General features: G+C 70.7%; 26 protein-coding genes. 13 read left to right on the top strand and 13 right to left on the bottom strand.

Annotation, left to right across the window (positions count from 1 at the left end; genetic code table 11):
* Positions 1–7 precede the first annotated feature (7 nt).
* From ND450_RS02750 to add, 3 genes are all read right to left on the bottom strand, one after another.
* Positions 8–376, bottom strand: coding sequence for an STAS domain-containing protein (locus ND450_RS02750; RefSeq protein ID WP_253324583.1), 369 nt, complete (start codon positions 374–376; stop codon positions 8–10).
* A 70-nt stretch (positions 377–446) separates the two neighbouring features.
* The gene (locus tag ND450_RS02745; RefSeq protein WP_253324582.1) at positions 447–1364 is read right to left on the bottom strand and encodes an AraC family transcriptional regulator; all 918 of its coding nucleotides are present in this window, start codon (positions 1362–1364) and stop codon (positions 447–449) included.
* Positions 1365–1416: 52 nt separating this feature from the next.
* Entirely contained in the window at positions 1417–2412 is a 996-nt protein-coding gene (add, locus tag ND450_RS02740) for an adenosine deaminase (protein WP_253324581.1), read from the bottom strand.
* Positions 2413–2601: 189 nt separating this feature from the next.
* On the opposite strand from add, the gene ND450_RS02735 reads away from it, so the two are divergent.
* A complete protein-coding gene (locus ND450_RS02735; protein ID WP_253324580.1) occupies positions 2602–3084 on the top strand; it encodes a nucleotidyltransferase domain-containing protein in 483 nt (160 codons plus the stop codon).
* Between the two features lie 10 nt (positions 3085–3094).
* A complete protein-coding gene (locus ND450_RS02730; protein ID WP_253324579.1) occupies positions 3095–3817 on the top strand; it encodes a class I SAM-dependent methyltransferase in 723 nt (240 codons plus the stop codon).
* Here the strand turns inward: ND450_RS02730 and ND450_RS02725 are convergent.
* Positions 3807–4202: a nuclear transport factor 2 family protein gene (locus tag ND450_RS02725; RefSeq protein ID WP_253324578.1), complete on the bottom strand. Its 396-nt coding sequence runs from the start codon at positions 4200–4202 to the stop codon at positions 3807–3809. The two genes, ND450_RS02730 and ND450_RS02725, sit on opposite strands and share 11 nt — an antisense overlap.
* Before the next feature lie 57 nt (positions 4203–4259).
* On the opposite strand from ND450_RS02725, the gene ND450_RS02720 reads away from it, so the two are divergent.
* On the top strand, positions 4260–4832 hold the full coding sequence (locus tag ND450_RS02720) for a PadR family transcriptional regulator (protein ID WP_253324577.1): 573 nt from the start codon (positions 4260–4262) through the stop codon (positions 4830–4832).
* 15 nt (positions 4833–4847) lie between these two features.
* Entirely contained in the window at positions 4848–5156 is a 309-nt protein-coding gene (locus ND450_RS02715) for a hypothetical protein (RefSeq protein WP_089919765.1), read from the top strand.
* 7 nt (positions 5157–5163) lie between these two features.
* Here ND450_RS02715 and ND450_RS02710 read toward each other — a convergent pair whose 3' ends face one another.
* On the bottom strand, positions 5164–5556 hold the full coding sequence (locus tag ND450_RS02710; protein ID WP_253324576.1) for a GNAT family N-acetyltransferase: 393 nt from the start codon (positions 5554–5556) through the stop codon (positions 5164–5166).
* Between the two features lie 216 nt (positions 5557–5772).
* Here ND450_RS02710 and ND450_RS02705 point away from each other — a divergent pair, with 216 nt between their 5' ends.
* Together ND450_RS02705 and ND450_RS02700 are read left to right on the top strand one after the other, a co-directional pair.
* Entirely contained in the window at positions 5773–6792 is a 1020-nt protein-coding gene (locus ND450_RS02705; RefSeq protein ID WP_253324575.1) for a YbaB/EbfC family nucleoid-associated protein, read from the top strand.
* A gap of 53 nt (positions 6793–6845) precedes the next feature.
* Positions 6846–8177, top strand: coding sequence for a M28 family peptidase (locus ND450_RS02700; RefSeq protein ID WP_253324574.1), 1332 nt, complete (start codon positions 6846–6848; stop codon positions 8175–8177).
* A 56-nt stretch (positions 8178–8233) separates the two neighbouring features.
* Here ND450_RS02700 and ND450_RS02695 read toward each other — a convergent pair whose 3' ends face one another.
* Positions 8234–10210, bottom strand: coding sequence for a bifunctional diguanylate cyclase/phosphodiesterase (locus tag ND450_RS02695; RefSeq protein WP_253324573.1), 1977 nt, complete (start codon positions 10208–10210; stop codon positions 8234–8236).
* 139 nt (positions 10211–10349) lie between these two features.
* Between ND450_RS02695 and ND450_RS02690 the strand changes: the two genes are divergently transcribed.
* Positions 10350–11405: a sugar ABC transporter substrate-binding protein gene (locus ND450_RS02690; protein WP_253324572.1), complete on the top strand. Its 1056-nt coding sequence runs from the start codon at positions 10350–10352 to the stop codon at positions 11403–11405.
* A 42-nt stretch (positions 11406–11447) separates the two neighbouring features.
* Positions 11448–12869: an amidohydrolase family protein gene (locus ND450_RS02685; RefSeq protein WP_253324571.1), complete on the top strand. Its 1422-nt coding sequence runs from the start codon at positions 11448–11450 to the stop codon at positions 12867–12869.
* On the opposite strand, the gene ND450_RS02680 is transcribed toward ND450_RS02685, so the two are convergent.
* The 5 genes from ND450_RS02680 to ND450_RS02655 all read right to left on the bottom strand — a co-directional run bounded on the left by ND450_RS02680 (position 12856) and on the right by ND450_RS02655 (position 19441).
* Positions 12856–13842, bottom strand: a complete 987-nt coding sequence (locus tag ND450_RS02680; RefSeq protein WP_253324570.1) for an alpha/beta fold hydrolase — start codon at positions 13840–13842, stop codon at positions 12856–12858. The genes ND450_RS02685 and ND450_RS02680 overlap by 14 nt on opposite strands.
* A 63-nt stretch (positions 13843–13905) precedes the next feature.
* The gene (locus ND450_RS45840) at positions 13906–16419 is read right to left on the bottom strand and encodes a LuxR family transcriptional regulator (RefSeq protein WP_305885203.1); all 2514 of its coding nucleotides are present in this window, start codon (positions 16417–16419) and stop codon (positions 13906–13908) included.
* Between the two features lie 30 nt (positions 16420–16449).
* On the bottom strand, positions 16450–17334 hold the full coding sequence (locus tag ND450_RS02665) for a DUF5829 family protein (protein WP_253324568.1): 885 nt from the start codon (positions 17332–17334) through the stop codon (positions 16450–16452).
* Positions 17335–17445: 111 nt separating this feature from the next.
* On the bottom strand, positions 17446–18138 hold the full coding sequence (locus tag ND450_RS02660) for a MerR family transcriptional regulator (RefSeq protein ID WP_253324567.1): 693 nt from the start codon (positions 18136–18138) through the stop codon (positions 17446–17448).
* A gap of 7 nt (positions 18139–18145) precedes the next feature.
* Positions 18146–19441, bottom strand: coding sequence for a serine hydrolase (locus ND450_RS02655; protein ID WP_253324566.1), 1296 nt, complete (start codon positions 19439–19441; stop codon positions 18146–18148).
* 221 nt (positions 19442–19662) lie between these two features.
* Here ND450_RS02655 and ND450_RS02650 point away from each other — a divergent pair, with 221 nt between their 5' ends.
* The 5 genes from ND450_RS02650 to ND450_RS02630 are packed head-to-tail and all read left to right on the top strand — an operon-like array spanning position 19663 to position 23717.
* A complete protein-coding gene (locus ND450_RS02650; protein ID WP_253324565.1) occupies positions 19663–21171 on the top strand; it encodes an Hsp70 family protein in 1509 nt (502 codons plus the stop codon).
* Positions 21172–21173: 2 nt separating this feature from the next.
* Positions 21174–22328 carry a tetratricopeptide repeat protein gene (locus ND450_RS02645; protein WP_253324564.1) on the top strand — a complete coding sequence of 385 codons (1155 nt, stop codon included), beginning with the start codon at positions 21174–21176 and terminating at the stop codon, positions 22326–22328.
* Positions 22328–22807: a nucleotide exchange factor GrpE gene (locus tag ND450_RS02640; RefSeq protein ID WP_253324563.1), complete on the top strand. Its 480-nt coding sequence runs from the start codon at positions 22328–22330 to the stop codon at positions 22805–22807. The genes ND450_RS02645 and ND450_RS02640 overlap by 1 nt, the downstream gene beginning before the upstream one ends.
* Positions 22789–23376, top strand: a complete 588-nt coding sequence (locus ND450_RS02635; RefSeq protein ID WP_253324562.1) for a toll/interleukin-1 receptor domain-containing protein — start codon at positions 22789–22791, stop codon at positions 23374–23376. Before ND450_RS02640 ends, ND450_RS02635 begins: the two co-directional genes overlap by 19 nt.
* Entirely contained in the window at positions 23373–23717 is a 345-nt protein-coding gene (locus ND450_RS02630; protein ID WP_253324561.1) for a hypothetical protein, read from the top strand. Before ND450_RS02635 ends, ND450_RS02630 begins: the two co-directional genes overlap by 4 nt.
* 64 nt (positions 23718–23781) lie before the next feature.
* Here ND450_RS02630 and ND450_RS02625 read toward each other — a convergent pair whose 3' ends face one another.
* Positions 23782–25467 (bottom strand): glycosyl hydrolase family 8, encoded by a 1686-nt coding sequence (locus ND450_RS02625; RefSeq protein ID WP_253324560.1) that lies wholly within the window; start codon positions 25465–25467, stop codon positions 23782–23784.
* A 162-nt stretch (positions 25468–25629) separates the two neighbouring features.
* Positions 25630–26460 carry a patatin-like phospholipase family protein gene (locus tag ND450_RS02620; RefSeq protein WP_253324559.1) on the bottom strand — a complete coding sequence of 277 codons (831 nt, stop codon included), beginning with the start codon at positions 26458–26460 and terminating at the stop codon, positions 25630–25632.
* Positions 26461–26553 lie beyond the last annotated feature (93 nt).

Below are 26553 nucleotides of genomic sequence, written 5' to 3'. Positions count from 1 at the left end.
GGTCAAGCTAGTTGCGGTGGCCCTTCGGCGACATGGTTGCCTCCCACACAAGGCTCGCTTTGAACGTGGTGAAGCCGAACAGGTCGAGCACTCGGCGGACCTGCGGCTGGGTGTCGTGCACGGAGAACGACTTGCCGTTGTGGTGGGCGGCGCAGAGCAGGACGAGCAGCGTGCGCAGGCCTCCCGCCGACAGGAACGTCACCTCGGCCATGTCGATCGAGACGCGGTCGGTGGTGGTGTCGGTGATGCCGGGCAGCACGGCCGCGAAGAACAGGTCGCAGGTCGTCATGTCCATCTCACCGCGGCAGGTGGCGACGAAGCGGGTGCCGGAGCGTTGCGTCCGCACCGCGAACGGGCTGGTCTCACAGGCGGTCATGAACCACCTCACCGCACTCCCGAGCGTCACCGATAGCAGCGGAAGCGAAGGCACGACCGGGAAAACGAAGTCAGCACGACCGCAGGGTCCGCGACGGCGAGACGCCGTAGGTGGCCCGGTACTGGGCGGCGAACACACTCGGGCGAGCATAACCCCATCTAGCCGCTATCGAAGTAACGGAACCCTTGCCCGCCTTCAGGTCCGCGTGCGCACAGGACAGCCGCACGGCACGCAGGTAGGCCATCGGCGTCGTGCCGAGATGACGGCGGAACGCCAGCTGCGACGCGCGGATGGACACGCGGGCGGCACGGGCTATGTCGGCGGCCGAGATGTCCGTCGCGGCGTTGTCCTCGATGAAAGCGATGGCACGGCGCAGGCTCGCCGGGTGCGCGTCACGCCGGTCGGCGGACGTCGGCGGGGCGAGGGTGGTGTTGGGGAAGGCGGCGAGCGTGGCGGACACCAGCAGGTGGCCGGCGTTCGCGCGCACCAGCGGGTTGTCACCGAACAGGGGCAGCACCTGGTCGCGCAGGTGCACGCACGTGGACCACCAGACCGCCCCCGCTTCCGGTGACACAGGCCGGAAGCCGGAGAAGCTCACGTCGTCGGCCACCTCGTCGACCACCGACTGGGTCAGCGTGACGGTCGACAGGCCCGGGTCGCGGATCGCGCCGACGAACGGTCTGTCGGGCGGGGCGCTCAGGAAGGCCTCGCCCGGCAACCAGAAGCGGTCCTCCCCGTCAGAGCCGTAGTAGACCATCCCGGAGTCCGTGTGCCCGAACACGTAGCTGCGCAGGGGATCGACGGCGACCTCGAGGCCGATGTGCCCGCGCACCTCGTCGAACCGGACCTGGCCGTACACCTGTGACGACATCCGCATGCGCGGGTGCTCGATGCCCCCGTTGAGGCGCATCGGGCCATATGCAGCGCTTAACAACTCGTTGGCCGCGTCCAAGTCCGTGACCTCGACGACCTGCTCCACAGGCTGCACGATCCCCGCCCTTCCGGCCGGTGTCCACCACCCAAAGGACTGGTTCCGCCGGTCAGACCAGTCGCCGGATCTCCTGCCGCAGCGAGGTCTTGCGGCTGTCCGGCAGGAACGACGCCAACACGGCGTTCTCGGCCAGCCTCGCGACCTCCGCGGGCCCGAGGTCCAGCGCCGTCGCCACCGCCAGGTACTCGCCTTCCAGCGTGGCGCCGAAGAACGGCGGGTCGTCGGTGTTCAGGGTGACCACGACACCGGCGTCGAGCATCTGCCGCACCGGGTGCTCCTCGACGGACGTCACCTGCCGGGTGCGGACGTTGGACGTGGGACACACTTCCAGGGGAATTCCCTTCAACGCCAGATGTTCCACGAGCGCGGGATCCCGCACGCAGCTCGTGCCGTGGCCGATCCGCTCGGCGCCCAGGTCGCGCAACGCCGACCAGACGGTCTCCGGGCCGGTGGTCTCGCCCGCGTGCGGGACGCTGTGCAGGCCCGCTTCCCTTGCGGCGTCGAAGAAAGGGGCGAACTGGGCGCGCCCGACGCCTTCCTCGGGGCCGCCCAGGCCGAACGAGACGAGGCCGACGGGGCGTTCGGACAGCGCGAACGCCAGTGTCTCCCGGCCGGCCACGACACCCTTCTCGCCCGGAATGTCGAAGCACCAGGCCAGGTCGACGCCCAGCTCTGCGGCGGCGGCACGTCCTGATTCGAGGCCTGCCAGGAGGTCGTCACCGGACATGCCGTCAGTCAGGTGGTTGTGCGGCGTCACGGTGACCTCGGCGTACCGGACGTTCTGGCGCGCCAGTTCGCGGGCCAGACCGACGACGAGGGCGTGGATGTCCTCACGGCCCTTCAGCATCGACTGGACCGCCCAGTACACCTCGAGGAAGTGGTCGAAGTCGCGGAACGCGTAGAACCGCTCCAGTTCGGCGCGCTCGGCGGGCACACCGGCCTCCGGGTGGCGGCGGGCCAGTTCCAGCACGGTGTCGAGGCCGGCCGAGCCCACGAGGTGGACGTGCAACTCGACCTTGGGCAGGGCGTGGACGAACGACCGCATGGCGAAGCCCCCTGTGTGCTGCGACGGTGATGAGGTGTGGCGGAGGAGCGGGACGACTCAGGGAGCGAGGTCGCCGCGTTCGGTGTCAGCGCCGTAGAGCGGCAGCTTGAAGTCCGGCACGACCCCAAGCTAGCAGCAGCGCGCGAAACGCGGTGGCGGCTTTTCCCCTTCCCCTGCACGCTGTGCGGCGTGACCGGTGAGGACGTGCTGGAGATCTTGGCTGCACTTGAACGCTTCGACGTCTGCATCGGAGGCGGTTGGGGCGTCGACGCCCTGGTGGGCGAGCAGACGCGCCCGCACGGGGACCTCGACCTCATGCACCGCGAGGAGCAGGAACCGCGGGTCCTCGCGGCGCTGGCCGCGCTCGGGTTCGCCGAGACCCTCTCGTGGCGCCCGGTCCGGTTCGTGGTCACCGATCCCCGCGGGCGAGAGATCGACCTGCACCCGTTGCGCTACGCCGAGGACGGCAGCGCCGAGCAGTCCTCGCTGACGCCCGGTGAGCCGTTCCGCTACCCCGCCTCGTGCTTCGTCACCGGCACCGTCCTGGGCACGAGGGTGCGGTGCCTGTCGGTCGAGCAGCAGCTGCACTTCCACCAGGGCTACGAGCCGCGGGAGCGGGACCTGCACGACCTGGCGCTGTTGCGGCTGAAATTCACTGGCCACGAGGTCTAGCGTCGGGGTCGTGAAGGGATTCAACCCGAGTTTCAGTCCCGAAACGGCGAAGACCTACGACAACCACCCCCGCGGCGACGAGGACGAGACCGTCCGCTTCCTCGCGTCGTTCGGCGACAGAGCGCTCGAGTTCGCGATCGGCACCGGCCGGATCGCGTTGCCGCTGCGGGAATGCGGCGTCGCGGTCGACGGCGTCGAGCTGTCCCCGCACATGGTGGCGCGCCTGCGCGAGAAACCCGGCGGCACGGACGTCGACGTGACGATGGGCGACATGTCCGTGGCCGGCACGGGCCGCACGTATCCGCTGGTGTACCTCGTCTACAACACGATCTCGAACCTGCTCACCCAGGACGACCAGGTCCGCTGCTTCGAGAACGCGGCACGCCACCTCACCCCGGACGGCGTGTTCGTCGTGGAGTGCGGCCTGCCGAGCTGGGCGGCACGGCAGCGGCACGACTTCGTCGACGTGGAGGCCGTCGAGGTCGACCACGTCCGGCTCGACGTGAACCGCTACGACCCGGTGACGCAGATGCTCGACGAGAACCACGTGCACATCGGCGCCGACGGCATCCGGTTCGGCCCGATCCGGCAGCGGCTGAGCCACCCGTCCGAGTTCGACCTCATGGCGCGGATCGCGGGACTGCGGTTGCGCGCGAGGTACGGCGGGTGGGAGGGCGAGTCGTTCACCGCGGACAGCAAGCGGCACGTGAGCGTGTACGAGATCAGGAGCTGAGCTCCTCCAGGGCCTCGGCCTTGATCTGCTCGAATTGGGCGGCCATCGCCTCGGACAGGGCCTGGGCGCCGGACAGCGGGCGCACCATGACGGTGAACTCGTCGATCAGCCCGTTCTCGTCGAGGTGCAGGAAGTCGCAGCCCTGGACCTCCTTGCCGTTGACCTCGGTGCGGAACACCAGCGCGTGGTTGGGGCCGTCGATGATCTCGCGCTCGTAGCGGAAGTTCTCGAAGACCCGCATGACGCCGCGCAGGATCGCCGCGGTGAGCGGCTTGCCGGGGTACGGGGCGAAGGCGACGGGGCTGGTGAACACGACGTCGTCGGCCAGGCACGCCGCCATCGCCTCGGTGTCGCGCGCCTCGACTGCCTTGCGGAATGCGTTCACGGCACGCCCTCACATACTCAACTTGTTGACTAGGTGATGGCACCGTAACCTGCTGCTATGTCGCTGCGCAACGCCGTGATGGCCGCCCTGCTCGACGGGGAGTCGTCCGGCTACGACCTGGCCAAGGTGTTCGACGCGTCCGTGGCGAACTTCTGGATCTGCACGCCGCAGCAGCTCTACCGCGAGCTCGACCGCATGGAGGCGGACGGGCTGATCACCGCGCGGACGGTCGAGCAGGAGCGCCGGCCGACCAAGCGGCTGTTCTCCCTGACCACCGCCGGGCTCGAGGAGTTGACGGCGTTCACGGCCGCGCGGCACAAGCCGACGGCGATCCGGGACGAACTGCTGGTGGCGGTGCTGGCGGTGGACTCCGGCGACGCCGAGGCGGTGAAGGCCTCGATCCGGGAGCGCAAGCAGTGGGCCGAGGCGAAGATCGAGCGCTACGAACGCCTGCGCGCCAAGCTCCTCGACGGGCGGGCGGAAGAGGAGTTCCTCGCCACCGCCGAACGGGTCGGGCCGTACCTGACGTTGTTGCGCGGCCTGTCGTTCGAGCGGGACAACGTCCGGTGGTGTGCGCGGAGCCTCACCGTGCTGGAGCGGCGTGGTGCGCGGCTCGACGCGGCCGGGTGAGGTTGAATCGGGTCCATGAACGGCATCTCGGTCTTGCAGGAGGCACTGAGCGCGCCCGCGGCGGAAGCGCGCAACCGGTTCGCCGGGCGGCTCAACGGGTACCTCGACGGGTCCGACGTCGTGCACGCCGTGCGGTTGCAGGGCTGGCTCGGGCTGGAGGTGCCCGGACCGGGCTGCCACGTCGGCACGGGCAGCTGGGACTTCACCCGGTTCAAGGCGACGACCTCCCCGGTGACGTGCGGGCGGTGCCGTTCCGCCGGTCTGCTCACCAGCTCGTTCACCGGCGGCCCGCACCAGCAGACCCTGGACCTCGAAGGCATCTAGACCGCGTCTAGATCGCGTCGCGGTTGCGCAGCCCCATCCCCGTGAACGCGATCATGCCGAGGCGTTCGTAGAACGGCCGCAGCTCGTCGTCGCACGCGAGGTCGATCGAGTACATGTGCCCGGCCTCGGCCACGATCCGGCGCATCAGTTCGGTGCCGACGCCCTGTCCCTGGAACGACGGCCGCACCTCCAGCCAGGGGATGAACGCGGTCAGCACGCCGTCGCTGATCATGTTCGCGAAGCCGACGACCTCGCCGTCCGAGCGCGCGATCACCACGCGGTAGCTCCCGCGCAGCACGGCGAGGTGCTGTGCGGGTGTCGGCGGCTTGGGCCAGCCGACGAAGAACCCGGCCAGGTCGGCCTCGGTCAGGTCGCTGAGATCGGTGCTGTACGAGATCACCGCCGCATTGAACCAAGTTCGTTCGAGTCGCGCGAAAGCATTTCGGCACAACGGATCGGCGGTCGTCCACGGCCAGCGCTCGTGCCGTCCACAGTGGACAACACTTGCCTGATCTGGACATTTACGTCATATTTACGGGCAGGTGAGCCGGGAAGTCTGGTCGGCCCGCACGTCACAACCACGTGATGAGCGGCGAGCTGACGAGGGGCGCCCGAAATGACTCTCATCCCCCACGCCATCCCTTTGATCAACGATCCCCAGGTCGTGCACGCGCTGGCCTCGCGCTGGCGCCGCACCAGGACGTTGCTGCTCCTCTCCGCCGGTGTGCTGCCCGTCGCGATCGGGATCGTCTGCGTCGTGCTCGCCGGGATGACCTCCGCCGGGCAGCAGGTCATGCCGTGGTGGTCGGCGATCCCGGCCGTGGCCGCGGCGGCGTGCGCATGGGCCTTGCTGACGTGGTTGCGCCGCAACGGGTTGAGCGACCCGCACTCCTGGCTGCCCGCGACGACGTTGATGACGGGCGCACAGCTCGTGCTCGGTGTGCTGCCGGGATCGGGCATCGCGCTGCGGCTCAGTCCGGGCGCGGCGATCGCGGTGAAGGCGTTGTGCGCGGCCGGGGTGCTCGGCGCGGGGTCGGCGAGCGCGCTCGCCCGGCTGGCCCACCGCTCGCTGCTCTCCTCGCCCGTCCTGGAACTCGGCTCGACGGCGTTCCCGCTGGTGCTGGCGGACGGCGGCACGCGTCTGGTGATCGGCACCGACCGCGTCGACTGGACCACGCGGCACGGGTCCCGGGTCGACGCCGGGGTCTCGTTCGCGCGGATCCTCCGCGTCACGGCCCACGCTCAAGCGATCGCACTGCACACGGCGTCCGGTTCGTGGACGGTCCCGGTGTCCGACCCGGCGGCCACTCAGGCCTTGCTGCGCCGCCGGATCGCGTGGTGGGAGGAGCGCAGGGACGCGGCCGCCGAACGCGAGCAGCGCCGCTACCTCGACCTCGTCACGCTGCTCGCGGCGGTCACCGGTGAGGCCACCCGCGGCGGCGTCAGCGTCACGGTGGACTCGAACGGCCTCACGACCGGCATCGCGCTGAGCCCGGAGGTCCGCGAGCTCGCCCCCGAAGTGCTCGCGGCGCAACTGATGGCGTGCGTGCAGAAAGCGCGGGCACACGCGCGCAGGCAGGTGCAGGACCTCGTCCTCGAACACTCCGGCGACCACAGGGTGAAAGCCAGCCGCTAGTCGGTTGTCGCGCGCCCGCCGCCCTGCCTACGTTCGCCTCAGGACTTCGGGAGATGGGGGACGACTTGCGCAGACGTGACTTCTTCGCGGCGGCGGCCGGAGTGGCCGCCGTGGTGGCCAACCCCGCGAGCGCACTGGCGGCAGGCGACCAGCGGCCCGGCGCCTCGCACCTGCCGGACCTCGACCTCGGCGACTTCCCGGTGGTGGCAAGGGTTCGGGCGCGCAAGGCGCTCGAGCACCTCGAGGTCCTGAGCGACCGGATCGGTCCGCGCATCGGCGGCACCGCGTCCGAGCACCGGGCGCGCGACTTCCTGGTGCGCGAGCTGAAGGCGTTGCGGTACCAGGTGACGACGCAGCCGTTCACCGTGCCGGACAAGTACCTCGCCGAAGTCAACGGCACGTGGCAGGCGGGCGCGTCCCGCTTCGGCAAGCTCGGCGTGACCGTCAAGGCCCCGTTCGTCGAGGTCGTCGACGGCCAGCTACCCGACCTGACGGGCAAGATCGCGTTCTACGTCAACGCCCCGACCGGTTCCGCCCCCACGCACGCGGCGATCGAACGCGGTGCCGTGGCGGTCGTCCTCGGCCGGATCTCCGCCACGGCGAGCAGGTCCAGCGCCTTCTCCCCCACCCTCGACCGCGACGTCGCCGTGCCCGTGATCGGCCTGGCCCAGGCGCACACCGAGAAGCTGCGCGCCCAGGGCACCGGCGAGCTGGCGATCAGCACGGTCCACCACCCGAACCTGACGTCCTACAACGTGATCGCGGACCGTCCGGCGACGTTCCCGTGGCGCGACAACGGGGTCGTGATGGTCACCGCGCACTACGACACCGTGCCGGGCTCTCCGGGCGCCAACGACGACGGCAGCGGCACGGTGCTGACCCTGGAACTCGCGCGTGTGCTGCGCCACCTGCCGACGCACAAGGCGTTGCGGTTCGCGCTGTGGGGCTCGGAGGAACAGGGCCTGCTCGGGTCGCGGCACTACGTCTCACAGCTGCCGCCGGAGGAGATCGCGCGGATCAAGGGCGTGTTCCAGAACGACATGGTCGCCACCAGCCACGACCCGGCGACGGCGTACTGGCTGCTGTCCGTCGACGGCGCCGACAACGCGACGACGGCCGCGGTCCGCGCCGCCGCGCAACGGCTGGGCTACGACCCGCGGGTGCACGGGCCGGTGGCGCGCGGGTCGAGCGACCACGTGCCGTTCCACGAGAAGGGCATGGCGTCGGCCAACTTCAGCTGGCGCGGGGAGGGCGGGCCGGCGCAGCTGGAGCCGATCTACCACACGCCGGAGGACACGATCCGGGACAACATCAGCCCGGAGAGGTTGCAGGTGTCGCTGGAGCTGATCGGGGCGGCGGCGTACCGGCTGGCGACGCAGCGGTAGGGGCGGCGGGCCGGGGCGGGGTTGCGGGTCGGGGCGGCGTGTCCCCGGCCCGCCCTTCACGGAGCCGGTGCTCCCACCCCGTTCGACACCCCGTTCGACACCCTGTCGCGCAGCCACGTCCCGAACTCGTCCGCCGGCAGCGGCTTGCTCAGGCAGTACCCCTGCACGATGTCGCACCCCAGGGCGGCGAGGACGGACCACGTCTCCTCGTCCTCGACGCCCTCGGCCACGACCTCCAGCTCCAGGTTGTGCGCGAGTCCCAGCAACGAGCGGGTGATCGCGCCGCTGGAGGCGTCCGTGCGCATGTTCGTCGTGAACGAGCGGTCGATCTTCATCTCGTGCACCGGCATCGTGCGCAGGTAGGCGATGGACGAGTAGCCGGTGCCGAAGTCGTCGATCGACAGCCGCACGCCGAGTTCCCGCAGCCGCGTCAGCACGTCGCACGCGCGGTGCGGGTCGGCGATGATCGCGCTCTCGGTGATCTCCAGGGTCAGCACGTCCGCAGGGCGGCCGTGGTGCTCGAGCAGTGCGGCGACCTGGTCGGGGAACGTCCTGTCGTGCAGGCACTGGGCGCCGACGTTGACCGAGACCGGGACGTCCCAGCCGGTGAGGTGCCACGTGCGGCACTGGGCCAGTGCGTGGTCGAGCACGTACTGCGTGAGCGGTTCGATCAGGCCGGTCTCCTCGGCGGCCGGGATGAACCTGTCCGGTCCCAGCAGGCCGTGGCGCGGGTGCTGCCAGCGGCACAGGACCTCGGCGCCGCAGACCTCGCCGGTGCGCAGGTCGGCCTTCGGCTGGTAGTGCAGGACGAGCTCGCTCTGGTCGAGGGCGCGCCGCAGATCGCTGATCACGGTCAGCTGGGCGGCGCTGTGCTGGTCGAGGACCGCCTCGTAGACGGACGTGCCGAGCCGGGCGCGCTTGGCCGCGTACATGGCGAGGTCGGCGTGCTTGAGCAGTTCGTGCGCGTCGGCCGAGTCGGTCGGGTACAGCGCCACGCCGATGCTGCAGCCGACGTCGACCGCGAGCCCGTCGACGGTGGCGGCCTCGGCCAGTGCGCGGTGCACGCGTTCGGCGACGATGAGGGCGTTCGCGGACGTGCTCACCGACGGCAGCAGGACCGCGAACTCGTCGCCGCCGAGCCTCGCCACCGTGTCGATCTCGCGGACGGCGCCGGTCAGGCGGTTGGCGACGAGTTGCAGCAGCTTGTCGCCGAACGCGTGGCCGAGGGTGTCGTTGATCGGCTTGAAGCGGTTGAGGTCGATCAGGAACAGGCCGAGCGGGTCGCCGGTCTGGTTGCTGCGGCGGATGGCCTGCTCGGTGTGCTGGGTGAGCAGCGTGCGGTTGGCGAGGCCGGTCAGCGCGTCGTGCAGCGCCTCGTGCTCGCTCCTGGCGGCCTGGCGCAGGATCTGGCGGCGGTGGCCGAGCAGGACCACGCCGCACAGCGCGACCAGTCCCAGGTCGACGGCGAACGCGATCAGGGCGGCGAGGCGGAGGTTGCCGTTGCGCACTTCCGCGGCGCGCAGGTACTCGGTCGTCTCCAGGCGCTTGAGCTGCACGACGGTGGACAGTTGTTTGCGCAACGACACCAGCGTCAGCTCGGCCTGGTACGCCTTCTGCAACGACGTCGTGGGGTCGTCCCGGTCCCCTGCCGCGACCGTCTCGCGGAGCAGACCGCTGTAGTCGCGGTAGAGGTCGCCCACGATCGTGGCGGCGCGGACGTCGGCCGGGCCTCCGTTGTCCCGCAACCAGCGCAGGCTCTCGTCGGCGGCACCGGCGGCGTTCGCGACGGGCTCGCGCATCACCTTCGTCCCGGACCGGACGTAGTCGGTGAGGGCGTGGTCGGCCACGTCGACGTTCTGGACGACGAGACCCCAGTGGTCGCTCATCTCGTTGAGTTCGTGCACGTGCGTTGCGGCTTGTTGCATGCTGAGGCTCGTCCACAGCGCGAGGCCGGCCAACGCGGCGAGGCCGACCGTCAGGCTGACGACGGTCGTCTGCACGGTCGTCCGGGCTTCGACCCAGTTGGACAGCATCTACGGGCGCCTCACGTGGACATCGCTTCGGGGGAAGGTGCTATTGGTACGCAGCCAAAGGATTCCGCGCAAGCCGACACCACGGTCCGATGTGCACTAGCCTTGTCGGCTTTCCACGACCAACTGATGGGGCTCGTTCATGGTCCGCACCGTCCGTGCCGTCCTGCCTGCGGTTTTGCTCGCGGTGACGGGGGTGACCGGCTGCGGGACCGCCCAGACGTCCGATGACCCGCCCACAATCGGGTTCCTGGCGCAGAACAACAGCCGCGACTTCTCGAAGGAGATGAGCGAGGGGTTCCGCGCCGGCGCGGCGATCGCGGGAGGTGTCATGACGGAGGTCACCGGACCGAACACGCACGACGGCCTCAAGCAGGTCGAACTGCTCGAAGACCTCGCGACGCGGGCCAAGGGCGGCATCGGGGTGTCGGCGGTCGCGCCGGAGCTCGTGGCCGAGCCGATGGCGCGGGTGGTCGAGCAGGGCGTCCCGGTGATGGCGGTCGCGGGCGGTCAGGTCGCGCCGGGCAGCGGCGTGAAGCTCATGATCGAGAACGACGGCTTCGAACTGGGCGCGCTGCTCGCGGACGCGACGGCCGACCGGTTGCCGCCGGACGCCGCGGGCAAGGTCGTGATCGGCAGCAACTCCCCCGCCATGCCCGCGCTCGACCAGCGCGTGCTCGGGATGCGCGCCCGCCTCGCCGAGCGCTTGCCGAAGCTGCAGGTGATCGGCCCGCTCGACACCGGCCGCGACGAGGCGACGAACCTCGCGACGTGGCAGCGGCTGGCCGACGCGAACCAGGACGCGCTCGCGTTGCTGGGCGCCGGTGACGTCGACGCGGTCACCCTCGCCGCCGTGCACGCGGAGAAGAACGCGCGGTGGCTCGCCGGGGCGTTCAGCATCGACCCCAAGGCGTTGCAGGGCGTCAAGGACGGCCACCTCGTCGCGACGATCTCCGCCGAGCACTTCCTCAAGGGCGCGGTGGCCGGGTGGATGCTCGCCCAGCACGCCAAGAGCGGCAGGAGCCTGCCGGAGGGCTGGTTCGTCGCGCCGGGACTGCTGGTGCAGGCGTCCAACGTGGACGAGGTCATCCGCCGCCAGGCGAGCGAGGCGAGCCGGCTGGAGGCGGCGCGGCCGCAGATGGAGGCGCTCACCGCGAACGCCATGAAGCACCTGAGGCCACTGGACCAGGCGCGCTGAGGCGGGTGAGCATGGCGGCACTCCCCTGCCTCTGGAGGCCGCATGATCAACCGACGGACCCTCACCACATCGCTCGGTGTGGCACTGGCCGCGTCCGCCGCCGGTGGCGTCGCTAGCGCCGAGACCGCGGACACCCGGCGCCGGCGCTACCTGATCCGCAACGGCGCCGTCGTCACCGTGGACCCCGCGCTCGGGGTCTTACCGCGCGCCGACGTCCTGATCGACGACGGCACGATCGCCGCGATCGGGCGCGACCTGCACGCCCGGGGCGCGCAGGTCGTCGACGCCTCGGACATGATCGTCCTGCCCGGCTTCGTCAACACCCACTTCCACCTGTGGAGCGCGCTGGGCCGCAACTTCGTGGCCGACGGGTTCCCGTACTTCGCCGCGAAGCGCGCCACTTCCACGCTGTACGAACCTTCCGACGTCTACCGGTCCGTGCTGCTGGGGCTCGCGGAACTGGCGAACGCGGGCGTGACGACGGTGCACAACTGGTCCAACAACACCCGCTCCCCCGCGCACGCCGACGCCGAACTGCGTGCGCACCGCGACGGTCTGCTGCGGGCACGGTTCTCCTACGGCCACGTCGACCAGATGCCGCGGGACGTGCCGATGGACTTCTCCGACGTGGATCGCGTGCGGCAGCAGTACTTCGCGGGCGGCACGGCGTTCGAGGGGCTGGTGCACCTCGGTGTGTGCGTGCGCGGTCTGTCGCAGAGCGACGAGCCGGCGTTCTTCGCGGACATGGACGCGGTGATGGCGCGCGGCCTGCCCGTCGCGATCCACGCGGGCCAGTCGCCGCCCCGGATCGTGGACGCGGCGGACTACGAGCGGCGGGGCTGGCTCGGGCCGAAAACCCTGTTGTGCCACTACGTCACGGCGCTGGACAGCGACATGGAGGTCATGGCGCGGACCGGGACCTCGTTCTCGTGGTCCCCGCACTCGGAGTTCCGGCTGGGGTCGGCCGGCGACCCGCGGGACGCGTTGCTGCGGTTCCGCAGGGCCGGGGTGCCGGTGTCGCTGTCGTCGGACGCCACCTCGATCGCGCCGTCGGACGTGTTCGAGTCGATGAGGCTCGTCTGGAACACCGGCATCCCCTGGGCCGGCACGCCTTCCGCGGGTCTGCCCGAGGTGGGGTTCGCCGAGGTGCTGAGGATGGCGACGCTGAACGGCGCCCGCGCGCTGGGGCTGGGCGACGTCACCGGGTCGATCACCGTCGGCAAGCGCGCGGACGTCGTCCTGGTGCGCGCCAACGACATCAACCTCGCTCCGGGCGGGTTGGTCGAGACGACCCTCGTGCAGGCGGCGACCGCGGCCAACGTCGACACGGTGTTCTCGGACGGCCGGATCGTCAAGCGCGGCGGCCGTCTGGTGGCCTACGACGTCGACCGGATCGTGCGGGACGCGCGGGTGTCCTCGCTGCGCATCCGCACGGCGGCCGGCGGGATCCTCACGCCCCCTTGACGACGTCGAGGACGGCTTCGGTGAACGCCACCGGGGCCTCCTGCGGCACGTTGTGCCCGATGCCGTCGAGGACCCGGTGCTCGTAGCGGCCGCTGAACTGCTTCCGGTACGCCGCGCCGTCCTTGTTCGGCCCGTCGAAGTCGCTGGCGACGGTGATCGCCGGAACGCTGATCACCGGCTTGGCCTGCAGCGCGCGCTCGAGCCCGTCGTAGCGGTGCTCGCCCAGCGCGAGCTGCAGGCGCCAGCGGTAGTTGTGGACGACGATCGCCACGTGGTCGGGGTTCTTCCACGCCGTGGCGCTCCGCGCGTACATGGCCTCGTCGAAGTCCCACTGCGGCGAGGCGAGCCTCCAGATGAGCTTGTTGAACTCGTACGAGTTCTGCTCGTAGCCCTTCACCCCGCGGTCCGTGGCGAAGTAGTACTGGTACCACCAGCCGAGTTCCGCCTGCGGCGACAGCGGTTGCTGGTTCTGCTCCAGGTTGACGACCAGGTAGCCGCTGACCGACACGAGCGCCTTCACCCGCTCCGGCCACAACGCCGCCGTGACGCAGGCCGTCCGCGCGCCCCAGTCGAACCCCGCCAGGGTCGCCTTGCGGACCTTCAGGGCGTCCATGAACGCGATCAGGTCGGCGGCGATGGCGGACTGCTGGCCGTTGCGCTTCGTGTGCGCGTGCAGGAAGCGGGTGGGGCCGTAGCCCCTGAGGTACGGGATGAGCACGCGGTGGCCCTTCGCGGCCAGGGCCGGCGCCACGTCGACGAAGCTGTGGATGTCGTACGGCCAGCCGTGCAGCAGGATCGTGACGGGACCGTCCGCGGGGCCGAGCTCCGCGTAGCCGACGTCGAGCAGGCCGGCCCTGACCTGCTTGAGCTCGCCCCAGGCAGGGGTGGAGGCGTGGGCGGTCGCGGTGGCCGCCGCGGTGGTGGCGAGGCCGGCCACGGCCAGGGCCTGGGAGAACTGTCGCCTGCTGATCATGTCGGCGACGGTAGGGGCGGGGTGGCGGGGGTCGCGAGCGTCAGGTGACGGTGGCTCGGTACGTCATGGACGTGGTTCGAGCGCCTCCCTCAGCTCCGCCCGTGCCGTCACCCCCAGCTTCGGGAAGATGCGGTGCAGGTGCGTGCTCACCGTCCGGTGCGACAGGTGCAGCCGCTCCCCGATCTCCTTGTTGGTCAGCCCGTCCGCCGCCATCCGCGCGATGGTCAGCTCGTGCTCGGTCAGCTCGCCGTTGCCACCGCGCGACTCCCCCGACGCGCGCAGCTCCTCGCGCGCCCGCTCCGCCCAGTCCCTCGTGCCGAACGCCTCGAACGCCTCCGCGGCCGCCTTCAGGTGCGGCCTCGCCTGAGCAGCCCGTCGCTGTCGGCGCAGCCACGCCCCGAACGCCAGCTGCACGCGCGCACGGTCCCACGGCGAGCTCTCGGCGTTGAGGGCGACGTCGAACAGGGCCTCGGCCTCGTCGTCGGGCGCGAGGAGTGCCCGCGCGTACCGCAGGCCGGCGGCCAGGGCGGGTGAGCTGGTGGCGGTGTCGAGTTCCTCGACGAGTTTGCGGGCCTCATCGGTGTTGCCGCTTCGGGTCGCGGCCTCGACCAGTTCGGGCAGCACGTACCGGCGCAGCGCCAGCTGGTAGGCGGGGTCGACGGGGTCGTGGACGCGGCGGACGGCGGCGAACGCGTCGGCGTAGCGGCCCTCGCCCAGCGCGGCCAGGCTCCGCGCGAGCTGCACGGTGGCGAGGACGGGGCGGGCGCCTGCCGCCAGGCCGATGCGTTCTGCGGTGGCGGCCAGGCGCGCGGACTGCTCGTGGTCGCCGTGCAGGGCGGCGATCTCGGCCTGCACGGCGACCGCCAGGCCGTGCATGTAGGGCTGGCCGGTCTCCTCGGCGAGGCGGACGGCCTCGGCGGCGACGGGTTCGGCGGCGGCGATGTCGCCGAGCCGGGTGCGGCTCCAGGCCTCGACGGCCAGGGCGCGGGCGAGGAGCGCGAACCGGCCCTCGGCGCGGAAGCCGCGCTGGGCGGCGTGGGAGAACCGGACGGAGTCGGCGAACGCGCCCACCTGGAGGGCGGCGCTGCCGAGCAGCCGGAGGGTGGCGGGGTCGTCGGGAGTGAGCGGACGGACCCCGGTCTGGTCGTCGCCACCTCCACCAGCCGCGCGCAGCCCCGCCACCACCGCGTCCCCCTGCTGCACCGGGCACACGTACGCCATCATCGCCAGCATGCGCGGGTCGCCCGCCTCGATCGGCAGCCTGCGCGCCACCGCCGCGATCCGCTCCCGCACGGCCGCCCCCGGCTCCACCCAGAAGCAGCGCATCGCGACGCTCCAGAAGATCCGCAGGCCGAGCTCGACGTCGCCGCCCGCCACCACGGACTCGGCGAGGCCCACCAGTTCGCCCGCCCCCGCCACGCCCACGCCGTCGTCGAACGCCGTCGGCAGCCACGTCACGAGCGCCCGCTCGCGGTCGTCGAGGTCCAGGCCGCGCACGGACAGCAGGATCCGCTCCACGTCGTCGCGGCGGCCCGCCTCGCAGGCGAGTTCGGCCGCTCGCAAGAGCCGCCGGGGGCGTTCGCCGGGGACTCCGAGCGCGGCCGACCGTTCCAGCGCGCTCACCGCCGCCGAGGCACCACCCCGTCGCAACGCGCGGTCGGCCGTCTTCTCCAGCAGGCAGGCCACGTTCTCGTCGGGGCCGGTGGCGGCGCCCGCCAGGTGCCACGCGCGGCGGTCGGCCTCGCCGGTCGCGAACGCGAGGCGGCGGTGGGTTTCGCGCAGCTCGTCGGCGCCCGCCCCGCCGACGACCGCGGACCTGATCAGCGGGTGCCGGAACGTGCCGTCCCGGTCCACCAGCCTCGCCTCGACGGCGGGAGTGAGGTCCGTGCCGGGCGCACCGCCGAGGGCCAGCACGAGCAGCGCCGAGCGCACGGGCGCGGACAGGGCCGCGACGCGCGCGGCGAAGGTCTCCGCCAGGGTGTTGCCGCCGAACGGGAGCTCCACCAGCGCCAACGAGTTGCCGGCGGCCTGGGCCAGCACCCACGAGCGGCGTTCGGCGTCCAGGCCGGGGGCGACGGCGTCGAGCACGGCGACGGCGTCACCGGCCGCCAAGGGCTCCAGGGACAACGTCGGCACACCGGCGAACAGAGCTCGGGAGGCCGTCGCGATCAGAGCCCCCGCGGTGAGCCGGCGCGCCACGAAGCCGAGGACGTCCCGGCTCTCCCGGTCGAGCCGGTGCGCGTCGTCGACCAGCACGACGGCCCGCGCCTCCGTCAGCACCTCCAGCGCCGCGAGCCCGACCAGGTGGACCGGCGGCACGGGGCCGTCGGCGAGTCCGAACACGACGTCGAGCGCACGCCGGGGACCGGACAGGAACGGGTGCAGCACCTGGTGCAGTCCGGCGTAGGGGAACTCCGCCTCGGCCTCGACTCCGACGACCCGGTGACCGTCCACGCAGGACAGCAGCGCCGACTTGCCGACGCCGGGCTCGCCGACGACCTGCAGCGCGCCGCCCGTCTCCGCGAGCGCGGTCAGCCGTTCCCGCTCACGATCCCGCCCGACCAGCGACACCGGCACCCCGTTCGTCCGTCCGTGCGGACCAGGGTGTCAGAACGTCCAGACGGCGTGCTTGCCCGGCCCCACGACCAGCGTCGACGTGCCCAGCCGCTCGACGTGGAGGCCGACGGGGCGGTTCAGCTCGAACTCGGCGCGCTTGAGCCCGATCCGCTCGACCGGGGCCTCGTCGATCCGCAGCGTGGTGCCGCCGCACGTCGCGACGACCGTGCGGCCCTCGGTCCGCAGCGAGAACCCACCGGCCCGCAGCAACGGCACGGTGTGGGTCATGTCGGCGGCGGTGATGGCGACGTGGACGAACGTGACGTCGCGCATCAGCCGGTTCCGGTACTCGTCGGGCATGTACCGCTCGCGCGTGACGTCGCCGGGGAACTTCGCGGGCCCCACCTTGCCGCGCGGGTCGTTGAGGTACTCGTCGCGGTACTCCATGGCCCAGGCACCGAACCGCTGGTAGGTCTCGGCCAGGTACACCGAGTCGAACCACGGCACGGGCCTGCCGTCACCGAAGTCGCGGGTCTGCAGGAAGTCGATCGGGCTCGCGCCGGCGCCGCGCAGCCGGGTCTTGAGCTTCTCGATGTCACCGTCGTGCTCGGTCGAGAGCCCGAGACCGGCGGATCCGGGTTCGCCGTCCGAGCCCGGCACGTCCCCGTTGCCGAAGATCTCGAGGTAGGTCTCGCGGCCGCGCAGGTAGCGCCCGGTCCAGGTCTTGCCGTCCGCGCCCGTGGTGGTGCGCACCTCGAAGTCCGCGAAGTCCCTGACGTACGGCGAGTGCGCGACGGCGTCCGCCGTGGCGCGGTCGAGCGTGCCCCAGGCGTGGTTGTAGTACAACAACTGCCGCCCTCCCGCCTGGGCCGGACCCGCACCCGACACCGCCAGAACCACGGCCAAGACCACGCACGTCACCGGTCGGATCCCCATGGATCCGCATCGTAGGGCGGACCGCTCAAGCGGGACTCGAGTCAGATGAAGGGTCTTCGTGTTCGACACCGAACGGTGGACGGTTCTCCAGGCCGTCACCACCGCGCCCTCCTACCGGCGCAACGCGTCCCACGCCGGTGAGGAGGCGCCCGCCGCCTCCAGCGCCAGCGCGCTGATCTCCGGGTCCGCCGCGGGCACCTCCGGGCGCCTCGCGAGCCACGCCGCCGTCCGCGCGGCCAGCGCGGGCAGCCGCGGGTCGTCGGGCGCGTAGTCGAACGCCTCGTCGTGGGCCAGGTAGATCTGCCGGAACTCGGGGTCGGCGAGCGCGTCGACCTTGTCCGCGAGCCACACCGCGGCCTCGTCGGGCGCGACGGTCCGCATCAGCACCCAGACCTCGTGTTCCACCCGCACCCCGCGCTCGCTGACCCCCATGTCCCGCAAAGTCTCCAGCATGGAGGCGACCTCGGACGTCACGAACAGCGAGTTCCCGGCGCGCAGCCGCACCACCCGTTCCCGTGCCAGCCGGATCTCCTCCTCGCGGCGGCGCAGCGCCTCGTCGATCTCGCTGACCGCCGCGGCGAACTCCTCCTCCCCCGCGACGAGGAGTTCCTTCACGCGAGCGAGCGGCACCCCGGCCTCGGCGAGCGTGCGGATCTTGACCAGGTCGACGGCGTCCCGGGCGGTGTAGCGGCGGTAGCCCGAGTGGTCGCGGCCGGGCTCCGCGAGCAGCCCCACCCTGTGGTAGTGCCGCACCGCCTTGATCGTCACCCCGGCGTACCGGGCGAGCCGGCCGATCGTGATCACCGCGGCATCATCGCACCCGGCCGAACGTCCGTCCGGCGAGATCGACACCGACGACCGCGCCGGACGCGTCCCTGCTGAAGAACCCGCGCTGCCCGCTGAAGGCACCGGAGGTGAGCACGTACTCGTCGCGCGGCAGCAGCCCCATCGGGAACGGCGCGTGGTCGGCGGGCAGCTCCGCCTCCGCCGACTCCCGGATCTCCGGCCGGATCAGCACCTCCAGCACCAGTCCCGACCCGGTGTCGTCGATGGTCATCACCATCGCGTCGTTCGCGTACCCGCCCGCGACCTCCGAGGCCGCGGAAGCGTTGTACGGCAACGGTTCCGGGTCGCGGTCGACCACACCGAGGCAGCTCTCCAGCGCCCGCCGCACCACCGCCTGGTTGAACGGGATCCCGTCCGGCCCCTGGTTCGCGACGGACACCACCGCGAAGTTCCGCGACGGCACGATCAGCAGCTCCGCGAACTGCCCGTTGGACGAACCACCGTGCCCGATCGTCCGCACGCCGTCGATCTCGCGCAGGAACCAGCAGACCCCGATCGCGTCACCGAGGTTGCTGCCGCGCAGCACCGCCGTGGGCCGCCGCATCTCCTCGAGTCCGTTGTCCCCCAGGTGGAACCGCGCCCATCGCAGCACGTCCGCGACCGACGCCGCGATGCCGCCACCGGGGTTGTTGGCACGCCAGTGCCGCCACGGCCGCGCGACCTCCCCCTTCTCGTGCCCGACGGCGAACCGGCGCGTCATCACGGCGTCCCGGTCGAAGTGCGTGTTCCGCAGGCCGAGCGGCTCCAGCAGCAACGTCGTGATCGCCTGCTCGTAGGTCTGCCCGGTGACGTTCTCGATGATGCGCCCCGCCAGGTTGAAGCCCGCCTGGCTGTACGACGGACGTTCCCCGGCCTCGCCGACCAGCTTGAGGGTGGCCAGTTCCCCGACGTGCCTGCGCAGGGCGTCGTCGCCCTCACCGGTGCTCGTCATCGTGCCCCAGTCGAGGCCCGACGTGTGGTTGAGCAGCTGGCGGACGGTGCACTCGCGACCGTCCGCGAGCCGCAGCTCCGGCACGTACTCGCGCACCGGGGAGTCCAGCGCCACCCGCCCGTCGGCGACCAGGCGCATGATCGCGGTGGCGGTGTAGGTCTTGGTGACCGAGCCGAGGAGGAACAGCGTGTCCTCGTCGACCGGCAACGGGTTCTCGAGGCTGGTGACGCCGTGGCTGAAGAAGCGCTCCTCCCCGTCGTGGAAGACGCCGACGGCGGCACCGGGGACGGCGAAGCGGGCTGTGGTCGTGGCGAGGAAGTCGTTGTCCATGACCACAGCCTCGAACCTTGACCCAGGGTCAAGGTCAACCCGACATCACCGGTGATCCGGATCACGAAGACCACGTGAAGTCATGTGTCCACAATCTGTCAACTATTTCCGTTAACGCCCTCGCCGAAGCCCGCGATGTAGCACCCAGAATCACGACGAGCCATCAACGGATTCAATGTCCGACTACGTCCGAGGAATTCGACAGAAATGGGGTGCCGAGGTTGGGGTACCTGATAGGCATCGACCTGGGCACCACCTACTCCGCCGTCGCGGTGGTCGGTGAGCTGGGAAGACCCGAGATCATCACGAACCGCGAAGGCGAGAACATCACCCCTTCCGTGGTCCTCTTCCAATCCGACTCGACCCTCGTCGGCACCATGGCGAAAAGGTCTGCAGCCATGGCCCCGCTCGACACCGTTCAATTCGTCAAACGCGCCATGGGCGATCCCGCGTGGCGTTTCGAGACGAGCGACGGCGTCGCGTTCCGGCCCGAGGAAATCTCCGCTCTCATCATCAAGAGGCTCAAGGAGGACGCCGAACTCCACCTCGGCGGGCCGGTCGACCAGGCCGTCATCACGGTGCCGGCGTACTTCGACGACGGCGCGCGGCGTGCCACCAAGGACGCCGGAGCTATCGCCGGGCTGACCGTGCACCGGGTGCTGAACGAACCCACCGCCGCCGCCCTCGCCTACGGCCTCAACGCAGGCGACGCGGGCACGGTGCTGGTCTACGACCTCGGCGGCGGCACCTTCGACGTCACGGTCATGCGGATCGAGGACCGCGAGTTCTCCACCATCGCCACCAACGGCGACCGCAACCTCGGTGGCTTCGACTGGGACAACGCGGTGATGCGGCTGCTCAACACGCGATTCCAGGAACTCGGCGGCCCCGACCTGCTGGAGGACGAGCACACCGAGGCCGACCTGCGGGAGAAGGCCGAGAACGCCAAGCGGGCGCTCACGACCATCGCGAAGACCAAGGTGGTGCTGAGCGCCGGCGGGGTGACCAAGACCGTCGAGGTGACGCGCGAGGAGTTCGAGGAGGTCACCTCCAGCCTGCTCAGCCGCACGCGTGACCTGACCGCGATCGTGCTGGAGGACGCCGGGCTGTCGTGGTCCGACGTGGACAGGGTCCTGCTGGCAGGCGGGTCGACCCGCATGCCGATGGTGCGCGACATGATGGAGTCCTTCTCCGGCATGCAGCCCGAGCGCGCGGTGAACCCGGACGAGGTCGTCGCGCTCGGCGCCGCCGTCCAGGCGCACCTCGTCGACGTCGAGCAGACCGGCGTCACGTCCGCGCTGCCCGTGATCACGGTCAAGGACGTCACCTCGCAGGGACTCGGAACCCTGGCGAAGGCGGACACGCACGGCATGGAGAACGTCGTCATCATCGCGCCCAACACCAGGATCCCGGCCAAGCACACCAGTTCGTTCCGCACGGTCTCCGACCAGCAGACCGAGATCAGGGTGTCGGTCACGCAGGGCGACGACCTCGATCCCCAGTACGTGAAGGTGATCGGCGAACAGATCCTGCGCATCCCCGCCTACCCCGCGGGGGCACCGGTGGACGTCACGTTCGCCTACGACATCGACCAGACGGTCTTCATCGAGGTCACGGACCTCACCACCAACCGTTCTCTCGGCACGTTCGAGGTGCACGACGTGTCCAACATGGACAGTGCGGAGAAGGACCTGGCAGCGGAGAAGATCCGCATGTTGGAAGTGAGCTGAACTTGACCACGTCCCAGTTCGTCAACCTCTACGAGGTGCTCCAGATCGGCCAGACCGCGAGCGCCGACGAGATCCGCAAGGCGATCACGGCCCAGCGCCGGCAGTGGATCAAGCGGCAGGGCAGCGCGGATCCGGACCGGCGAGCGGAGGCCGAGTCGCGGGTGCGTGACATCGACCGCGCCGAGAAGGTGCTGCTCGACACAAGGACGCGGGCCGCGTTCGACCGCGAGCTCGCCGACTACCGGCCGCCGGAGAGACCCACCGACCGGGGTGGCGGCATCGACTGGCTCGACCGCGCCCGCGCCTACCTCGACCAGGACAACCCGAGCGCCGCCAACTACGCGGCCCGCGAGGCGATCAACCTGCGCGGCGACCACGACGCCGCCTGGTTCCTGCGCGCGCACTCCTCGTTCCTGCTGGGCAACGCGGGCGACGCGGAGTACGAGTTCGCCGAGGCGATCCGGCTGGCACCGCAGAACCCCTCCTACCACTACGGTCTCGGCGAGGCGTACGCCGCGATGGGCAAGTGGGACAGGGCGATGCGCAAGTACGAGGACGCGCTGCGGATCGATCCGGGCAACCCCGAGTACCGGACGTCGATCGCTCAGGTGTTCCTGCAGAACGAGATGGCCGCCAAGGCACTCGAGATCATGGAGTCGGTGGTGCGGGAGCACCCCGACAACCCCGCGTTCCTCTACTACCTCGCCATCGCCCTGCACGACGAACTGCTGGACCACCTCGGCAAGATCGGGCCACTCGTGCTGCACGGCCAGGTGCTGAACGAGGGCGGCTTCTACATCCTGTCCGAGGAGCAGGCGTCGCTGGTGATGAAGCGCGCCGACAACATCGACAACCTCAAGACCGGCGACCCGGACATCGCGAAGATGGTCGAGGAGCTCCGCCAGATGGTCCACGAGGCGCGCGAGCCGAAGTGGAACTGGACCAACTGGCACAAGTGGTTCCTGGCCCTGCTCATCTTCGGCATCGTGCCGTTCGTCGGCGGAGTCGGTGGTGGAGGTGCGGGCGCCGTGTTCATGGGATTCCTCATGATCATCGCCATCGGCGGCCTGTTCTACGTGTTGCGGCACAAGCCGATGTGGCAGCACCGGCTCAAGGCCGCCACCGAGTTCGGCCGCGTCGAGCGGAAGGGGCGCTAGTGGACACGGGCACCGTCGAACAGGAACTCTCCGAACTGCGCGACCTCTTCCAGCGCAGGCTGCTCAACGACAAGCTGCAGAAGCAGATGTACGACGAGCTGTGCCGGCAGCTCGACCAAGCGGGCGACGACCGCGCCCGGCAGATCCTCACCCCCGTGCTGCGCCAGGTGATCCTCGTCCTCGACCGGATCGAGTCCACGCCCCAGGGCGGTGATGTGGACTCCATCTCGAACGAGCTGGAGGAGCTGCTGGCACGCCAGGGCGTGAGCAGGATGACGTGCGTCGGCACGCCGTTCACGCCGAGCCTGCACCAGGCGGTGCGCGTCACGGAGGTCGAGAGCGCCGAGCACGACGGTGTCGTGGTGAGGGAGTTGCGCGGGGGCTACCAGCTCGGCGACAAGGTGCTGCGGGCGGCCGAGGTGGAGGTCGGGCGGTTCACACCGGCGGAGGGAGACACGTCGTGCGCCGGATCTTCCTGAGCTACCGGATCAACGACAGCGTCCACGCGACCGCGGCGATCGCCGGTCTGCTCGCCCAGCACTACGGCGCCGGCAACGTGTTCCGGGACCGGGACTCCCTGCCGCTGGGCTCGGTGTACCCGCGGCGCATCCGGCGCGAGCTGGAGCGCGCCGACGTGGTACTCGCCGTGATCGGCCCGTCCTGGCTGACCATCCGCAACAAGAACGACGAGCGCTGCCTCGACGACGAACGCGACTGGGTCCGCACCGAGTTGCGCATGGCGTTCGAGCGCGACATCCCGGTGGTGCCGGTGCTGCTCGACGGCACGCCGCTGCCCGACCGCTCGCAACTGCCCGCCGACATCGCGCTGATCAGCCTGTCGATGTACTGGCAGGTGCGGCACCGGACGTTCGAGTCCGACGTGCGCGGCCTGATCGCGAACCTGGAGGGTGGTGACCAGGCCGCTCCCGCGGGCGGCGCCGGCGGGCAGCGGGTGATGACCAACACCGCGTCCCACGGCGGCACCGTGATCTCCAACCAGGGCGACGGGCCGATGAACGTCACCCAGCACGGCGGAGGTGGAGGATGAGCCGTGCCGACGACCCCTTCGGACGCGGTGCGCGCAACCGCGCGTCCGAGGGGAGCAGCATCTTCAACCACCAGGGCGACGGTCAGATGAACGTCAACCAGGGTGGCCGCATGAACATCGACAACAGCATCACCAACCACATCCAGGCGAAGGTGCACACCTGGACCGGCTGGGCCGTGGTCGTGATGCTCGTGGCGGACGTCGCCTTCTTCTTCTACGGCATGACCGCCTACACCGGCGGTGTGGACGTCAACGGCGACGGGTTCCGCGCGTTCGGTTTCATCGGGATGGTCGCCATCACGATCAGCCTGATCCGCCGGTGGTTCCGCCAGCGGCTGTGAGCACCGCAGGAACCGGTTCCCGTCCCGGGACACGAGCGGTGGCCCGGGACGGGAACGCACAGGGCTACGGCACCCAGTGGTTGCCGGTCACCGTGATCATCACCTGTAGCTGGATGCTCGCGGAGAAGTAGCTGCCGCCGTCCACCGGCGTCTGCACCATCTTGCTCCACAACGCGTCCAGCCACGCCTGGCTGCCCGGATCGGTCGCGGCCACGACCGCGAACGGCGCGAAGTACGCGGCGGCGCTGCCACTGGAGATCTGCGTGCCGTTCAGCTGGTAGCCGATCGCGATGTTGTTCGGGTTGCCGCCGGTCTTGGCCTTCACCCACGTGTTGAGCTTGCGGGCGGCCGTGAGCGACGAGGAGTCGCCGCTGGTCACCGCGTCCGCACCGATGCGCCACGGCACACGGCAGGCGTTCCAGTAGTACTTGCCGTCGTTGGCGCTCTCCAGCACCTGCCCGGCGGGCGGGCGCGGGGAGGAGTTCGTGTTCTCCACGAAGTCCGGCAGCAGACCGGTGCCCGGCGCGTAGTTCTGCTGCAGCGTGGTGATGAGGTTCTGGTGCGCGGTGCGGATCGTGTCCCACGCCCCGTCGCCCGTCGCCTTCCGGAACGCCCGGAAGTGGTCGACCATCCAGTCCGACGACCGCGAGAGGTAGTAGTACTGGTCGCCCGCGCTGGACCAGTCGCCCAGCTTGAGCAGGCTGGTCTGCGGGTTGACCTCGCTCGCCTTGATGGCGTTGATGTGCCGGACCGCGAGCTGCTTGTAGTTGTACGTGCCGGTACTGCCCCACTGGCGGTCGGCGAGCAGCAGCCCGTAGGCCACGTCCATGTCGCCGTCGGTGGCGCCGTCGCCACCGTTGACGCTGCGGCAGTTCACGTCCTGCTCCGCCGCGAGGAGGTCCGGGTTGATCGACGACGGGTGGTCGATCTTCCACTTCACCAGGCCGTCGAAGATCCTGCGGGCGTCCGGGTCGGCGCCGGCCATCGTGGCCACGACGACCATGCCGTAGCCCTGGGCCTCGGCGACGTACGGGTGGTCGGCGTCCGGCGAGATGATCTGCGACCAGCCGTTGCCGCAGTTCTGGCGCACGAACGCGGACTTCCAGCGCTGGTAGTAGTCCACGACCTGCGCGTCCAAGGTGGACGTGCTGCCGGACGGGCGCAGCACACCCGACGCGTACGGGGTCTTGCGGCTGCCGAACGCGTAGCCGAGGCCGTTCGACGGCGGCGTGGTCGTCGTGGTCGTGGTCGTGGTCGGCGGGGTGCCGCCCGCCACGCCGTAGACCTCGAGCTCCCACAGGGAGTAGCCCCACTCCGTGCCGCGGGCGGTGCCGAGGACGCGCACGTACCTGCCGGAACCCGACACGGTCAGGTCGTCGACGCCGCCGTCACCGGTGCTGGTCGAGAACACGTCCGTCCACGCCGAGTCGTCGGCGGAGGTCTGCACGCGGTAGCCCTTGCCGTACGCGGCCTCCCAGTTCAGGCGCACCCGGCTGATCGCGTGCGAGGTGCCCAGGTCGACGCGGATCCACTCCTGGTCGCGCCCTTCCAGCGATGCCCACCTGGTGGTCGTGCTGCCGTCGACGGCCTTCGCCGCCTCCAGCCCGGCGCCCTCGACCGAGGACGCCGTCATCGCTTTGCCCCGGGAGACCAGGGGGTCCGCGGCCGTCGCGCTGGTCGTCCCCGCCACCAGGAGACCCGCCACGAGTCCGGCCGCGCTCACCGCCGCCCACACCGATCGTCTGTCCACGACCACCTCCACCCAATTGGTTAACAAACCTGCCTGAAGGCCGGATGGCGGCGACCCTAGGCGGGTGGTCAACGGCGGACAAGAGGTGTGGACCGGTCATCTGGACCGGAACCGGTTACGGCACCGGTGGCCGGCGGTGAGTCGTGCCCGACCGGTCAGGACCTACGACCACACCTCCCGCACGGCCTCCGCGACCGACGCCGCCTGCACGCGCCCCGCCTCCGCGGCGGGCTTGCGGCGGGCCGGGTCCAGCAGGTTCGTGCCGATCGCGGCCAGCGCGGTGCCGTCCGGGCTGATCACGATCGACGGCACCCCGAGCTTCGCGGCCTGTGCGCCCGGGGTCGCCGCCAGGTTGGCCGACCTCGTCAGCGGCGCGACCACCACGACCCGCTCGTACCCGGCCGCGAGGTCGACGTTCGCCACGGACCGCATCCCGCCGTCCATGTACCTGCTGCCGTTGATGCTGACCGGCGGCCACACCAGCGGCACCGCGCAACTCGACGCGACCGCCTTCACGAGCGGCACCCCGCTGTCCCGGTCGAACGCCACGAACTTCCCGGTCACGACGTCCACGGCCGTGACCTTGAGGGGACGCTCCGGCCAGTCCTTCGTGGACAGCCGGCTGTCGAACACCGCGAGCCGCGACTCCTCGGACGGCGTGCGGGCCTTCAGAGCCGCCCGCCCGAGCCTCGCCCGCTTGGCCGCCGGGGTTCCCGGCATCACGTAGGAAAGCGCGTACCTGACGAGCATCCACGGCGTGAGACGGGCCGGGATCTCGCCGTCCGGCGGCAGCAACTGCCCCGCGTAGAGGTCCGCGAGCGGCGCACCTCCCGCCAACTCCGTCGCCACCACGGATCCCGCGGACGTCCCGACGAACAGGTCGGCGTCGCTCAGGTCGACCCCCTGTTCGGCCAGTCCGTGCAGAATCCCGGTCTCCCAGGCGATTCCGGTGACACCACCGCCACCCAGCACCAACGCGCGTCGTCCTGTCACGACGACCATCCTATGGAGTGGGACGGGTTCCTGGTCCATGGTCGGAGTTGGTAGCCTTGACCGCGAAACCGAGAAGCGCTGCAACGGGCTCGC

It is taken from the genome of Lentzea sp. HUAS12, assembly GCF_024125735.1.
Classification (GTDB): Bacteria; Actinomycetota; Actinomycetes; order Mycobacteriales; family Pseudonocardiaceae; genus Lentzea; species Lentzea albida.
Note: the sequence above shows the minus strand (reverse complement) of the source record. Positions and strands in the feature narration are given on the sequence as shown.